This window comes from Nocardioides sp. (genome assembly GCF_047607365.1).
Taxonomy (GTDB): Bacteria; Actinomycetota; Actinomycetes; order Propionibacteriales; family Nocardioidaceae; genus Nocardioides.
The window spans coordinates 1-13,069 of the sequence record NZ_JASGDD010000232.1; the positions used below are offsets into that span (position 1 = coordinate 1).

The following is a 13,069-nucleotide window of genomic DNA, read 5'->3' on the forward strand; positions in this document are numbered from 1 at the left end:
GCCGCCCCGGGAGCTCGTCCTCGGGGAGCGACTCGGCCCGCTTGAGCGCGGCGAGCCACCGGACGGCGTACCGCGCCGCGCCGCGGCCGTGGAATCCCTTGAGCCCGAGCAGCGTCGCGCGGTCCGACGGCAGATGCGTGGCGGCCACGACGATCGCCGCGTCCGGCAGCAGCCGCCCGGGAGTGGTGTCGTTCTCGGCGGCGATCGCGTCGCGCTCGATCCACAGCTCGCGTACGGCGGCGAGGTGGCGTCCCCGCATCCGCTGGCTGCCCGACGTGCGCCGCCACGGGTCGACCCGCACGGCGGGCTGGAAGCCCCGAAGCGCGTCGAACTCCTGGCGGGCCCAGTCGGCCTTGCCCGCCTCCTCGAGCTCGGTGAGCAGCGCGGCGCGGAGCTCGGCCAGCACCTCGACGTCGAGTGCGGCGTACTCCAGCCACGCCTCGGGCAGCGGCCGGGTCGACCAGTCGGCGGCCGAGTGCTCCTTGAGCATCGAGAAGCCCAGCACGGTCTCCACCAGTGTGCCGAGGCCGACGCGGGGATAGCCCAGCAGCCGCCCGGCCAGCTCGGTGTCGAAGAGCGCGGCCGGATGCAGGCCGAGCTCGGCGAGGCAGGGGAGATCCTGCGTCGCCGCGTGCAGGATCCACTCGGTGCCCTCGAGCGCGTCGACGAGGGGCTGCATCGTCGACAGGCCGATCGGGTCGATCAGCCACGTCCCGGCGCCCTCGCGGCGGAGCTGGATGAGGTAGGCGCGGTTGGAGTAGCGGTAGCCCGACGCCCGCTCGGCGTCGATGCCCACCGGCCCGCTGCCGGCGGCCAGGGCGGCGGCAGCCTCGGCGAGCCCGGCGTCGGTGTCGACGACGGGCGGCAGCCCGTCGCGCAGGCGGAGCAGGGGGATCGGGGCGACGAGCGGCGCCTCCGCGGCCTCCTCGCTCGCGGTCGGATCGGAGGTCATCGGTTCCTAGCCCCGCTGCCCGCGGCGACTCGGCATGATGGCCACGCCCTCGGGGACCGGCGGGAGCCCGGCGGCCGCGCAGAGCAGCTCGCCCCAGGCCTCGACGTGGGGGCGCAGGTCGAAGACGCCCTCGGGGTCGGTGACGGGCGTCCACGAGGCGCGGATCTCGATCTGGGCGGTGCCGCCGTCCTCGGACATCGTGCCGAAGCTCTCCGTGGCCACCCGGGTGACGGTGCCGCTCGCGGCCACGAAGGAGGCGTCGTGCGCCTCCAGCGCCTCGGTGAGCCAGGACCAGCCGACGCCGCCGAGCAGCGGGTCGGTGATCATCTCCGGGTCGATGTCCGCGCGCGCGTAGGCCACGCAGCGGAAGGTGCCGCCGGCCCATGCGTCGTTGCCGTCGGGGTCGTGCAGCAGGATGATCCGGCCGGTGCCGACGTCGGTCCCGTCGACGGTGACGTCGGCGCTCAGCGCGCTTGCGTAGGGGGCGATCCGCTGCGGTGCGGGCATCTCCTCGCAGAGCACCTCGGGACGCAGCGTCGCCGCGTGCATGGCAGCGACGGCAGCCTCGAAATCGCGAGGCTGAGCCTCCTTCCGCATCACCACCCCCGCAGCGTATGTCCGACCCGCCGCCCGCGATGTGCGCACACGCCGGACGCGGTGGGACCATCCCCGGGTGAGCGACCTGCAGAGCAGCCCCTTCCTCCGCGCCGCGCGGGGCGAGCGCCCCGGCCACACCCCGGTGTGGTTCATGCGCCAGGCCGGCCGCTCGCTGCCGGAGTACCACCGGGTTCGCGCGGGCGTGGCGATGCTCGACGCCTGCATGGACGCCGACCTCATCACCGAGATCACCCTCCAGCCCGTGAGGAGGTACGGCGTCGACGCCGCGATCTTCTTCAGCGACATCGTGCTGCCGCTCAAGTCGATCGGCGTCGACCTGGAGATCAAGCCGGGCGTCGGTCCCGTGGTCGCGTCGCCGGTGCGGACGCTCGCCGACGTGGAGGCCATTCCCGAGCTCACGCCGGAGCACCTGCCCTTCATCACCGAGGCCGTCGGCAACCTCACCGTGGAGCTGGCCGGGATGGGTGAGCACGGGACGCCGCTGATCGGGTTCGCGGGCGCGCCGTTCACGGTGGCGTCGTACCTCGTCGAGGGCGGGCCGTCGAAGGAGTACGCCAAGACGAAGGCGCTCATGTTCGGAGCCCCCGAGGTGTGGGACGCGCTGATGCGCAAGATCGCAGGCATCTCGGCGACGTTCCTCGAGGTGCAGGTCGCCGCCGGGGCCTCCGCCGTGCAGCTCTTCGACTCCTGGGCGGGCGCGGTCAACCCGGACGACTACGTCCGCTACGTCCAGCCCTACTCGCGGATCGTGCTCGAGCGCGCCGGCGCGCTCGGCGTCCCGCGGATCCACTTCGGCGTGAACTCGGCCTCGCTGCTGCGCCAGATGGGCGAGGCCGGCGCCGACGTCGTCGGCGTCGACTGGCGTACGCCGCTGGACTGGGCGATCGACCGGATCGGGAGCGAGCGGGGCGTGCAGGGCAACCTCGACCCCGCCCTCGTCTTCGCTCCCACCGAGGTGATGCTGGAGCGGGCCGGCGAGATCATCGACACCGCGGCGGCCGCCGTCGCGGAGGGCCGGATCCGCGGCCACGTCTTCAACCTGGGCCACGGTGTCATCCCCAGCACCGACCCCGCCCAGCTCCAGCGCCTCACGGACTTCGTCCACACCCGCTCGTGAGCCCTCTGTGGCTCCTCTGAGAGTTCCGGCGGATGGGCCGGGAGAGCGCGGACGGGTCCGATACTGAACGGCGTGATCCGTCGACGGCCGACCGTGGCGACCCTCGTGGCGACCCTCGCCCTCGCTCTTCCGGTGCTCGCCGCCCTCCCGGGGATGTCGGGGGCCGACGCGGAGGATGTCGCCGAGCCGACGTCGGTGACGGTCTTCCTCGCCGCCCCCGACACGGCTGCCCTGAGCCGTCTCGCCGCGCGCCGCGACCTCGGCGTCGAGCGCCGCCACGCTCGGCTGGCCAAGCTCCTTCCGGCGGAGAGCACGCGGCAACGCGTCGTTCGGCGGCTGACCCTGGCCGGGTTCGCGGTCACCGGTGAGAGCACCTGGACCGTGACCGCCACGGCTCCCGCCGAGACCGTCGCCGACACGCTGGGCGCCGTGACTCCCGACGGCGCGCTCTCCGACGCCGGCTCGCTGGGCGCCGGTGTGGCGTCCGTCATCACCGCGGACAGCGAGCCCCATCTGCACCCCGCCGCGAAGGCCGCGACCAGCGGCGCGGACTACCGCAGCGCCTACACGACCAGTGGCACGACGACCAGCACCGGCCAGAACGACGCGTCGCTCACCGTGGCGACGGTCCAGCTCTCGACCTGGAACAGCGCCGACCTCACCTACTACGCGACCCACGTCCTGGGCGTCGCCGATCCGGTGGCCTCGGGGCAGTACGCCGGCGTCCCGGTCGACGGCGGGACGACGGACTCCAGCGGCGCCGACGAGGTCGACCTCGACCAGGAGTCCATCCTCGCCACCGCGCCGAGCGCGCGGCAGCGCGCCTACCTCGCGCCGAACACCCTCGCGGGATTCGTCGACGCCTTCGCGGAGATCGCCGACGACGCCGCCACCGACGGCATCACCGTGGCGTCGGTCTCGTGGGGCGACTGCGAGTCGAACTGGACGTCGTCGGAGGTCGCCGCCATGGAGAACGCGCTGGCCTCGGTGACGGCCGCCGGCGTCACCGTCTTCGCGGCCTCCGGCGACGCCGGCATCTACGACTGCGGCACCAGCAACGCCTCCGCCACGGTCGACTACCCGGCGTCCTCGACGCAGGTCGTCGGCGTCGGCGGGACGACGCTGACCTCGACCGACTCCGGTGGCACAGCCTCCTGGAGCGAGACGGCCTGGTCGTGCACCAGCAGGACCACCTGCCTGAACGGCGGTGGATCCGGCGGCGGCGCGTCGGCGACGTTCGCCCAGCCCACCTGGCAGAGCAGCGCGCTGTCCGGGAGCTACGCCACGGCCGGGAAGCGGCTGGTGCCCGACATCGCCGCCGAGGCCGACCCCGACACCGGCTTCGTCACCTACACCCGCACGGGCTCGGCCCAGCAGGCCGGAGGCACCAGCCTCGCCGCGCCCGTGTCCGCGGCCTCCTTTGCGAACGCCCTCGGCGACGCCGGCGCCACCAGTCACCCCGGCGACATCCACGCGGCGCTCTACACGGCCTACGCCGATGCGGCCGCCTCGGTGTACCGCGACGTCACGAGCGGCCAGAACGGCTCCGCCGGCAACGCCGGGAGCGACCCGTCGGTCAGCGCCGTCGCCGGCTACGACACGGTCAGCGGGTTGGGCGGCGTCTCCTGGCCGGCGCTGCTGCCCTACCTCGGCCTGAGCACCTCGTCGTCCGCCCCGACCACCTCGACCTCGACGAGCACCTCGACGAGCACCTCGACGAGCACCTCGGCGTCGAGCACGTCCTCGGCGAGCGCCGCCGCGCCGCGCGCCACGGCGAGCCTGGCCCTGGGACGGGCCACGTCCCGGCGCCGCAAGGTGCGCGTGGCCTGGCACACGATCGCGTCGTCGTCGTCGTCGGCGTCGTCGGCGTGGTCGACGGTGGTCCTCCGGGATCTCACCACCGGCCGGGTGCTGCGCCGGGTCGCCGGCGTCTCCGGGAGGGTGACGGCGTGGGCGCGAGTGGGCCACGTGGTCGGTGTCGTCGTGGTCCCGCGCGACACCACGGGCAGCACCGGCGTCAGCGTCGTGCTGCGGCGGCGCGTCCGCCGCTGACGCCGCCTCCTGGCGGAACCTCTTATGGGTTCGGTTCACGGATTGCGGGCCTCGCGCGATTGACCCCCGCCCCTGTGACTGGAAAAGTCGAGTAAGTCAGTAGGAAATAGGCATGGAGGTTGTCGGATGGCTCGTTACGTGATCATCGGGGCCGGGGCGGTCGGAGCGGCCATCGCCGCGGGCCTGGACGAGGCGGGGATCGACGTGGTCCTGGTCTCGCGCGGGTCCACCTACGCGGCCATCGCGGCCCACGGGCTCACCTACACCCAGGACGGCCGCACTCGCACGCTCGACCTGACCGTCGTCGACGGGGCCGACGGCGTCGAGCTGGCGCCCGACGACGTCCTGGTGCTGGCGGTGAAGAGCCAGGACGCCGCAGCGACGCTGGCCGACTGGGCCTGGCGTCCGGTGGCCGGCGGCGGAGTCGCCGCGGACCTGCCGCTGCTGCTCACCCAGAACGGCCTCGACGCTGAGCGGGCGGCGCTGCGCTACTTCGCCACCGTCGTCGGCGGCGTCACCCTCGTCGCGGGCAGCCACGTCGTTCCGGGCACGGTCCAGATCGGCACCGCGCCGCGGATCGGCCAGCTGATCATCGGCGCCTACCCGTCCGCGGCCGCCGCGCCGGGCGCCGACGCCGTCGCCCGTGAGATCGCCGAGGACCTCACGAAGGGCAACTGGCTCTCCGAGGCGGTCCCCGAGATCGACCGGTGGCTGGCCTGGAAGGTCCTCGCCAACGCGACCTTCGCCGTCTCCGTCCTCGACGGGACGCCCGCCGAGCTGGACCGGCTGCGCGCCGGCATCGTCGCCGAGGTGCGCGCCGTCCTCGGCGCGGCGGGCTACGACTTCGCCGACCCGGCCGAGCTGAGCTACGACCGGAGCGAGGCGGGCATCCACCCGTCGTACGGGGACCACAAGCCCTCCACCTGGCAGAGCTTCGCCCGCGGGTCGGGCAGCGAGGTCGACTTCCTCAACGGCGAGGTCGTCCTCCTCGCCCGCGCGTACGCCGTCGACGCGCCGCTCAACACGGCGCTGCAGCGCGTGCTCGGTCGGTCGGCGGCGCTCGGGGAGGGCCCGGGCGTCCACACCGTGGCCGAGGTGCTCGGCGCCGGCGGGATCGACGAGCGGTCCACGGAAGGCGCCGTCGCCTGATGGCCGTCGAGTTCGTCCACTCGTTCCTGCAGGGGATGACGAGGAAGACCGACGGGGTGGCGCGCAAGTCGATCGACCCGGTGCTGGCCGACCGGTATGCCCGCAACCTCGACGAGTTCGGCTTCGACTACACCCTTCTCGGCTACAACTCCGACGGGCTGGACCCGTTCACCGTCGCATCGCGGGTGCTGGCGCGGACCGAGCGGCTCAAGACCGTCGTGGCGCTGCGGCCCAACATCATGCATCCGACCGTGGCGGCGCAGGCGCTCGCGACGCTCGACCAGCTCGGCGGCGGTCGCACGATCGTGCACATCATCTCGGGTGGCTCCGACGCCGAGCAGCGCCGCCAGGGCGACTACCTCGAGAAGTCCCAGCGCTACGCCCGCTCCGCGGAGTACATCGAGATCCTCCGCCGGGTGTGGACCGAGACCGAGCCGTTCTCCCACGAGGGCGCGCACTACCGCTTCGAGGACTTCGGCCCCGGCTCGCAGCCGATCTCCGGAGGCCCGCTGCCGATCTCGATCGGGGGTGCCTCGGTCGACGCCTTCGACGTCGGCGCCCGGCTCGCCGACGTCTTCACGCTGTGGGGCGAGCCGCTGGCCGAGACGCGGACGCAGATCGAGCGGGTCCGCACGCTGGCCGCGGCGGCCGGTCGCGACCCGGCCCCGATCCGGTTCTGGGTCACCTTCCGGCCGATCGTCGCCGAGACCGAGGAGCTCGCCTGGGCCAAGGCCGAGCGGATCGTCGACGCTGCCGCCGGACGGCTCTGGGGCACGAACCGCGGCGCCACCCCGACCAACGTCGGCTCGGTGCGCTTGCGTGAGATCGCCGCCCGGTCCGAGCGCCACGACACGGCGCTCTGGACGCCGCCGAGCATCGCCGGGTCCGGCGGCGCCTCGTCGCTGCTGGTCGGCACCCCCGACACCGTGGCCGAGGCGATCCTGGCGTACGTCCGCCTCGGCGCCGACCTGATCAGCCTGCCGAGCGTCGGCAACCTCGACGAGGCCATCGACACCGGCCGTTACGTCATCCCGCGGGTCCGCGAGCTGCTCGCCCGCGGGCCGGCCGCCGTAGGAGCCTGACCCCCGAGTCCGCCGAATGGGGCCTTAGACCCGCCGAATAGGGCCTCCGATCGCGCCGAGTGGGGCTTTAGGCCTCACCGAGTGGGGGCTTCGGCCGGTCGAGTAGGGGCTTGTGTCCGGCCAGCAGACGTTCGGCACCCCGACCCGTCGGACCGGAGGCCCCACTCGACAGGATCTAAAGCCCTACTCGGCGGATTTAAGGGCCCACTCGGTGAGATCTAAAGCCCCACTCGGTGGGATCGGAGGCCCCACTCGGCGGGGTGGTGGGTCAGGGGGCGGTGGCGACGGGGAGGTCGTGATTGCTCCACTGGCTCCAGGAGCCGGGGTAGAGGGCGGCGTCGAAGCCGGCGACGGCCAGGGCCGCGATCTGGTGGGCGGCGGTGACCCCCGAGCCGCAGTACGCCGCCACCTCGGTCCCGTCGGAGACCCCGAGATCCTCGAAGCGCTTGCGCAGGACGTCCGCGGGCAGGAAGCGGCCGTCGGCGTCGAGGTTCGCGCCGGTGGGCGCGCTGATCGCGCCCGGGATGTGCCCGGCCTTGGGGTCGACCGGCTCCACCTCCCCGCGGAAGCGCTCGGGCGCCCGGGCGTCGAGCAGCACGCCGTCGGAGGCGGCGAAGCCCGCGACGTCCTCGAACGGCAGGACGGGGAGCCCGCCGCCGGCGAGGGTGACGGTGCCCAGCGGTGGCACGCGGTCGTCGGTGGCCAGCTCGCGGCCGCTCGCGGTCCAGGCGGCCAGCGCCCCGTCCAGCAGGCGCACGTCGGCGAGCCCGGCCCAGCGCAGCAGCCACCAGGCGCGTGCGGCGGCGGTGTTGCCTTGTCCGTCGTAGGCGACGACGGTGTCGCCGGGGCGGATGCCCCAGCGGCGGGCGGCCGCCTGGAGCGCCTCGAGCGAGGGCAGCGGGTGGCGACCGTCGGTGGGCTCGCCGTGGGCGGCGAGCTCGTCGTCGAGGTCGACGTAGACCGCGCCGGGGACGTGCCCGGTGAGGTACTCCCCGTGTCCGGGCGGTCCGCCGAGCTGCCAGCGCACGTCGAGCACGACCGGCGGATGCTCGGCGGCGAGCAGGTCGGCGAGCTCGTCGGCGGTGATGAGGACGCGGGCGGAGGAGGGCGAGGTCATGGGATCAGCCTTTCAGGCGGTGACGCGGTCGGCGAGGGCGGTGAACGCGGGATCGGCGTAGCCGAGGTGCTCGGACTGGAGCGTTCCGCGCTGCCCGGTGGAGGCACGGTGGGCGAGCTCGGCCCGGATGAGCGGGAGGAGGAAGCGGCCGTACTTGTGGACGTCCTCGATGCCGTCGTACCCGCGGACGGAGACGATGTCGGCGCCGGCGTCGACGTAGTCGAGGATCGCGGCGGCAACGGTTTCGTAGCTGCCGACGAGGGCGGTCGACGCGCCGCCGGCCCCGGTGGCCGCCGCGGTGGGGGTCCACAGCGCGCGGTCGTAGCGGGTCGAGGCCTCGGCGAACTCCAGCGCCCGCTGGGAGCCGCGGTTCTGGGGCGCCGCGCCGCCGGAGTTGCGCAGGAAGCGCTGGGCGACGGTGCCGCCGGCGGCGAAGCGCTCGGTGAGCACGCCGAGGATCTCGCCCGCCCGCTCCCAGGCGAGCTCGTCGGTGGCCTCGATGATGGGCCGGAAGGTGACCCAGATCCGCTGGCGCGGGCGGCCCGCGGCGTCGGCGATCGCGTGCACGCGGTCGATCTCCTTACGGACCTCCGCGAGTGGCTCGCCCCAGAACGTGAACCAGTCCGCCTGCCGGCCGCCGACCTGGAAGGCCTCGTCGGACTGGCCGCCGATGGAGATGGGGACGGGGTTGCCGGTGTAGGTGGAGAAGCCGGGGCCGAAGTCGTCGAAGGTATAGAACTCGCCGTGGTGGCTGAAGGGCTGCTTCTCGGTCCAGGCGCGGCGCAGCAGGTCGATGTATTCGCTGGTGCGGGCGTAGCGCTTGTCCTTGGGGAGGTAGTCGCCCTGGCGGGCCTGTTCGGCGTCGGCGCCGCCGGAGATGAGGTGGACGACGGCGCGGCCCTCGGTGAGCTGGTCCAGCGTCGCCAGGGACTGCGCGGCGACCAGCGGGAAGAGCGTGTTGGGCCGCAGCGCCACGATCGGCTTGATCCGCTGGGTGAGCTGACCGGTGGCCGCGGCGACGATGAAGGAGTCGGCGAAGCTCGAGCTGTAGCCGTTGAGGGTGTAGTCGAAGCCGGCCTCCTCGAGGGCGGCGACATAGGCGCGGTACGACGGCAGGTCGAAGCCGAACCCCTGGGGGTGCAGCTCCGAGCCGGCGCTGTAGCTGGTCGCGCTGACGAACTCGACCGACCGGGCGGCCGTCGCGGGGATGACGGTGTCGAAGGCGGTGTCGGCGCTCATGAGGCGGGGGTCCAGCCGAGGGCGGGCGCGACGGTGGTGGCGAGGTCGGTCAGCAGCCGGACGTTCTCCTCCAGGCCGAAACCCGGCGGTAGGAAGAGGATGATCTCGTCGGCCAGGGCGAGGCCGGCGTTGCCGAGGACGCCCTCGATCACCTCGTCGGGGGTGCCGTGGTGGACCGGGCAGATCCGGTTGCCGAGCGGCTCGGCCGCCTGGCCGACCGGCGTCAGCGCACCGGCGGGACGACTGGCGGCGATGCCCTGGGTTCGGCGCTCGAGGTCGTAGGCGGCGTACTTCTCCCGCAGCTCGGGCGTGGTGCCGGGCAGGATCGACGCGGCGACGGCGACCGACGGCGGCTCGGTGTCCCAGAGCTCGCGCCAGCGCGTGCGGTAGGCCTCGATGACGCGGGCCTGGTAGTCGGCGAACGGCTCGTCGTCGGGGTGACCGTGCAGGACGGTGCCGGTGATGAGGCCGATGCCCAGCTCGGCGGCCTGGACCGCGGAGTCGAGGCTGGCCGAGCCCTGCCGGATGCGCGAGCGCAGGGTCGGGCTGTGTGGGGTGACGCGCAGCTCGGTGCCCTCGGGCGCGCCCTGCCCGGGGCCGTCGACGGTGTGCAGCGTCGCGCCGTCGAGAGCGTCGAGGAAGATCCGCTGGCGGCGGCGGGCCTCGGTGCGCGCGTCGGTCTCCACGGCGCCGAAGACGGCGTCGAAGGGAGCGAGCTCGCCGGTGGAGATGGCCAGTTCCAGGCGGCCGTCGATGAGCAGGTCGGTGGTCGCGGCGGCCTCCGCGAGGAGCACCGGCTCCTGGTAGCGCATCGGGATGACCGCCGAGCCGAACGTGATCCGGTGGGCGTGCTGTCCGGCGGCGGCGAAGAAGGGGAGTGGGGAGGAGAGGTAGTGGTCGAAGTGGCGCTGGTAGGCCCAGCCCGACTGGTAGCCGAGCTCCTCGGCGGCCTGGAAGAGCCGGATGCCGTCGCGCAGCCCGGCGGCCGGGCCGTCGTGGTCGCTGAAGGAGACCCGGGTGTTGAAGCCGAGCCGGGCCTTCGGGCGGAAGCCCGAGGGCGTCTGGCTGTCGCCGGGCGTGTCGAGGGTGAGCGTCATGGGGTCCTCCGGGGAGTGGCGGGGTGCGTGGATGAGGTGACGGGGATGCGGGCGGTGCTGTCGCGCCACGCTCGGACGAGCCCCGCGTAGGGGCCGTCCTCGGCGAGGAGCCGGTCGTGGGGGCCGTCCTGGACCAGGCGGCCGTCGGCGAAGACGAGGACGCGGTCGGCGGTGGCGGCGGTGATCATCCGGTGGGCGATCGAGACGGTGGTGCGGCCGCGGGTGAGGGTGGTGAGCGCGGTCTGGACGGCGACGTCCGTGGCGGGGTCGATGCCGCTGGTGGCCTCGTCGAGGACGACGAGGTCGGGGTCGGCCAGGGCGGTGCGGGCCAGGGCGACGAGCTGGCGCTCTCCGACGCTGAGCCGCTCCCCACGCAGCCCGACCCGGGTGGCGAGGCCGTCGGGGAGCATCGCGAGCCAGTCGGCGAGGCCGAGCGCCTCCAGGCTCCGGACGAGGTCGTCGTCTCCCGCACTCGTGTCGCCGAGCCGGAGGTTGGCCGCCAGGGTCCCGTCGAAGAGGAACGGGTCCTGCGGCACGATGACGATCCGTCCGGGAGCGTCCGCGAGCTCGGCGATCGGGATCCCGCCGAGCAGCAGCTCGCCGCCGGCCGGGTCGATACGCCGGGTGAGCAGCTTCGCGAAGGTCGACTTGCCCGACCCGGTGCGGCCGACGACGGCGACGTGCTCGCCGGGCCGCAGGTGGACGGTGATGCCGGAGAGGACGAGGGGGCCGTCGGCGTACCGTGCGGAGACGTCGCGCAGCTCGACGCCCACCGGCCCCGGAGGCAGGGCGCGACCGTCGGGCACCACGGCGCTCGGCGTGGAGACGACCTCGAGCGCGCGCCGCCAGCCGGTGATCGCGTTCTGCGCCTCGCCGAGGCTCTGCACCATGAACTGCAGCGGCCGCACGAAGAAGGTGACGAGGAAGACCATCGCGACCAGCTCGCCGCTGGTGAGGCGCGGGGTGGCGGGATCCCCGGCCAGCGCCCACCACGTGCCGCCGAGGATGACGAGCACGGTCACCGACGAGATGGCGATCTCGCCGAGCGAGGTGTTGGCGTGCAGCGGCGCGAGTGAGCGCACCTGGCTGTCGCGGGCCCGGTCGACCGCCTCGTCGAGTCGGACGCGGGCGCGTTCGTCGGTGCCGGTGGAGCGGATCACCGGCGCGCCGATGACCGACTCGGCGACCACCGACTGCATCCGCGACAGGTCGGCCCGCACCCGGGCGAAGCGCCGCGCGATGACGCGTTGCACCCGCAGCATCGAGAGGACGAGGAGCACCGCGACGCCGAAGATCGGCAGCGCGAGCGGCCAGCTGTAGGCGAGCAGCAGGCCGGCGGCGATGAGCAGCTGCGCGACGTTGATGATCATGTTGAGGCCGCCGCCCTGGAGGAAGGTCGTCACCTGGTCGAGGTCGCTGGTCAGCCGGGCGACGAGGTCGGCGCTGGGGGTGACGTCGGCGGTCGAGGCGGACATGTCGTGGATCCGCCGCAGTCCCTGCCGCCGCAGCTGGGCCAGGGCGGTCTCGACGCGCCGCTGGAGGCGGCGGTTGAGGGTGAGCGAGGAGGCCCACGCGAGGAGGAGGGCGGTGCTGCCGAGGAGTACGGCGGGGCGGACCGCCTCGGGAGTGAGGCCGTGGTCGATGGCGTGCTGCACGGTGAGCGGGGCGACGATCCGGCCGGCGCCGGCGAGGAGCGCCAGCAGGAGCGTGAGCGCGATGCCCTGGGTGAGGACCGGCGTCGCCGTGATCGCGGTGCGGGCGAGGCGCCGGGGGCCGGCGGCGCCGAGGTCAGCTAGCGAGCTCATCGTCGGCGCTCCTCTCGGTATCGCCGGTCCGGCTCGTCCCGCCGTTCTGGCCGTTCTGGGTGGCCTCGCCGGTGTCGTAGGCGGTCACGATCCGGGCGTAGTCGGCGTTGCCGGCCAGCAGCTCGGCGTGGGTCCCGACCGCGGCGACCCGGCCACCGGAGAGGAAGACCACCTGGTCGGCGATCGCGACGGTCGAGGGCCGGTTGGCGACGACGAGGACGGTCGGCCCGCCGGCACGGGCGAGCCCGTCGAGCGCGGCGAGCACCTCGCGCTCGACGCGGGGATCCAGCGCGGAGGTGGCGTCGTCGAGGACGAGCAGCCGCGGCTGGCGTACGAGGGCGCGGGCGAGGCAGATCCGCTGCCGCTGACCGCCCGAGAGGGTGGCGCCGCGCTCGCCGACCACCGTGTCGAGGCCGTCGGGCATCCGGCGCACGATCTCGTCGGCACCCGCGACCGCCAGGGCCGCCCAGAGCTCGTCCTCGGTGTAGGGGCGGCGCTCGCGCGGGTGGCCGCTGAGGGCGAGGTTGTCGCGGATCGACTCGGCGAAGAGGAACGGCGTCTGGGAGACGTGCGCGACGGTCGCGGGGACGATGCCCCGGGCCAGCCGGCGTACGTCGACGTCGTCGAGGGTGACCGTGCCCGAGGTCGGGTGGAGCTGGCCGCCCGCCACGTCGAGGAGGGTGGTCTTGCCGGCGCCGACCGCGCCGACGACCGCGGTGACGGTCCCGGCCGCCAGGTCGAGGTCGACGCCGTCGAGGAGCGCCTGGCCGCCGCGCTCGACCCCGACGCCGCGCAGCCGGACGGCGACGGCGCCGGGCGCCGCGAGCCGCTCGTCGCCGAA

At 74.0% G+C, this 13,069-nt stretch carries 11 protein-coding genes; 4 read left to right on the forward strand and 7 right to left on the reverse strand.

All coding sequences use genetic code 11. The features are described 5' to 3' along the window. A partial coding sequence (locus QM572_RS18345) for an HRDC domain-containing protein (RefSeq protein WP_415095420.1) occupies nucleotides 1-952 on the reverse strand: 952 nt, incomplete at its 3' end. A 6-nt stretch (nucleotides 953-958) separates the two neighbouring features. Then, nucleotides 959-1,549, reverse strand: coding sequence for a DUF3000 domain-containing protein (locus QM572_RS18350; protein WP_415095429.1), 591 nt, complete (start codon nucleotides 1,547-1,549; stop codon nucleotides 959-961). An 85-nt stretch (nucleotides 1,550-1,634) separates the two neighbouring features. Between QM572_RS18350 and hemE the strand changes: the two genes are divergently transcribed. The 4 genes from hemE to QM572_RS18370 all read left to right on the forward strand — a co-directional run bounded on the left by hemE (nucleotide 1,635) and on the right by QM572_RS18370 (nucleotide 6,970). Next, nucleotides 1,635-2,687 (forward strand): uroporphyrinogen decarboxylase, encoded by a 1,053-nt coding sequence (gene hemE / locus QM572_RS18355; RefSeq protein ID WP_415095430.1) that lies wholly within the window; start codon nucleotides 1,635-1,637, stop codon nucleotides 2,685-2,687. 72 nt (nucleotides 2,688-2,759) lie between these two features. Continuing rightward, nucleotides 2,760-4,739, forward strand: a complete 1,980-nt coding sequence (locus tag QM572_RS18360) for a S53 family peptidase (protein ID WP_415095421.1) — start codon at nucleotides 2,760-2,762, stop codon at nucleotides 4,737-4,739. Nucleotides 4,740-4,865: 126 nt separating this feature from the next. Beyond that, a complete protein-coding gene (locus QM572_RS18365; RefSeq protein WP_415095422.1) occupies nucleotides 4,866-5,888 on the forward strand; it encodes a ketopantoate reductase family protein in 1,023 nt (340 codons plus the stop codon). Then, nucleotides 5,888-6,970: an LLM class flavin-dependent oxidoreductase gene (locus tag QM572_RS18370; RefSeq protein WP_415095423.1), complete on the forward strand. Its 1,083-nt coding sequence runs from the start codon at nucleotides 5,888-5,890 to the stop codon at nucleotides 6,968-6,970. The genes QM572_RS18365 and QM572_RS18370 overlap by 1 nt, the downstream gene beginning before the upstream one ends. A 268-nt stretch (nucleotides 6,971-7,238) precedes the next feature. Here QM572_RS18370 and QM572_RS18375 read toward each other — a convergent pair whose 3' ends face one another. From QM572_RS18375 to QM572_RS18395, 5 genes are all read right to left on the reverse strand, one after another. Beyond that, on the reverse strand, nucleotides 7,239-8,087 hold the full coding sequence (locus tag QM572_RS18375) for a sulfurtransferase (protein WP_415095424.1): 849 nt from the start codon (nucleotides 8,085-8,087) through the stop codon (nucleotides 7,239-7,241). A gap of 12 nt (nucleotides 8,088-8,099) precedes the next feature. Beyond that, entirely contained in the window at nucleotides 8,100-9,326 is a 1,227-nt protein-coding gene (locus QM572_RS18380; RefSeq protein ID WP_415095425.1) for an LLM class flavin-dependent oxidoreductase, read from the reverse strand. Further along, on the reverse strand, nucleotides 9,323-10,423 hold the full coding sequence (locus QM572_RS18385) for an LLM class flavin-dependent oxidoreductase (RefSeq protein WP_415095426.1): 1,101 nt from the start codon (nucleotides 10,421-10,423) through the stop codon (nucleotides 9,323-9,325). Before QM572_RS18385 ends, QM572_RS18380 begins: the two co-directional genes overlap by 4 nt. After that, nucleotides 10,420-12,228 carry an ABC transporter ATP-binding protein gene (locus tag QM572_RS18390; RefSeq protein ID WP_415095427.1) on the reverse strand — a complete coding sequence of 603 codons (1,809 nt, stop codon included), beginning with the start codon at nucleotides 12,226-12,228 and terminating at the stop codon, nucleotides 10,420-10,422. The genes QM572_RS18385 and QM572_RS18390 overlap by 4 nt, the downstream gene beginning before the upstream one ends. After that, on the reverse strand, nucleotides 12,212-13,069 hold an 858-nt coding region (locus tag QM572_RS18395; protein WP_415095428.1), incomplete at its 5' end, for an ABC transporter ATP-binding protein. The genes QM572_RS18390 and QM572_RS18395, both read right to left, overlap by 17 nt.

Bases quoted from the DNA above. Each gene is read 5' to 3' on its own strand.
- QM572_RS18350 (WP_415095429.1), bottom strand. From the start codon at position 1,549: ATGCGGAAGGAGGCTCAGCCTCGCGATTTCGAGGCTGCCGTCGCTGCC.
- QM572_RS18365 (WP_415095422.1), top strand. From the start codon at position 4,866: ATGGCTCGTTACGTGATCATCGGGGCCGGGGCGGTCGGAGCGGCCATC.
- QM572_RS18370 (WP_415095423.1), top strand. From the start codon at position 5,888: ATGGCCGTCGAGTTCGTCCACTCGTTCCTGCAGGGGATGACGAGGAAG.
- QM572_RS18375 (WP_415095424.1), bottom strand. From the start codon at position 8,087: ATGACCTCGCCCTCCTCCGCCCGCGTCCTCATCACCGCCGACGAGCTC.
- QM572_RS18380 (WP_415095425.1), bottom strand. From the start codon at position 9,326: ATGAGCGCCGACACCGCCTTCGACACCGTCATCCCCGCGACGGCCGCC.
- QM572_RS18385 (WP_415095426.1), bottom strand. From the start codon at position 10,423: ATGACGCTCACCCTCGACACGCCCGGCGACAGCCAGACGCCCTCGGGC.
- QM572_RS18390 (WP_415095427.1), bottom strand. From the start codon at position 12,228: ATGAGCTCGCTAGCTGACCTCGGCGCCGCCGGCCCCCGGCGCCTCGCC.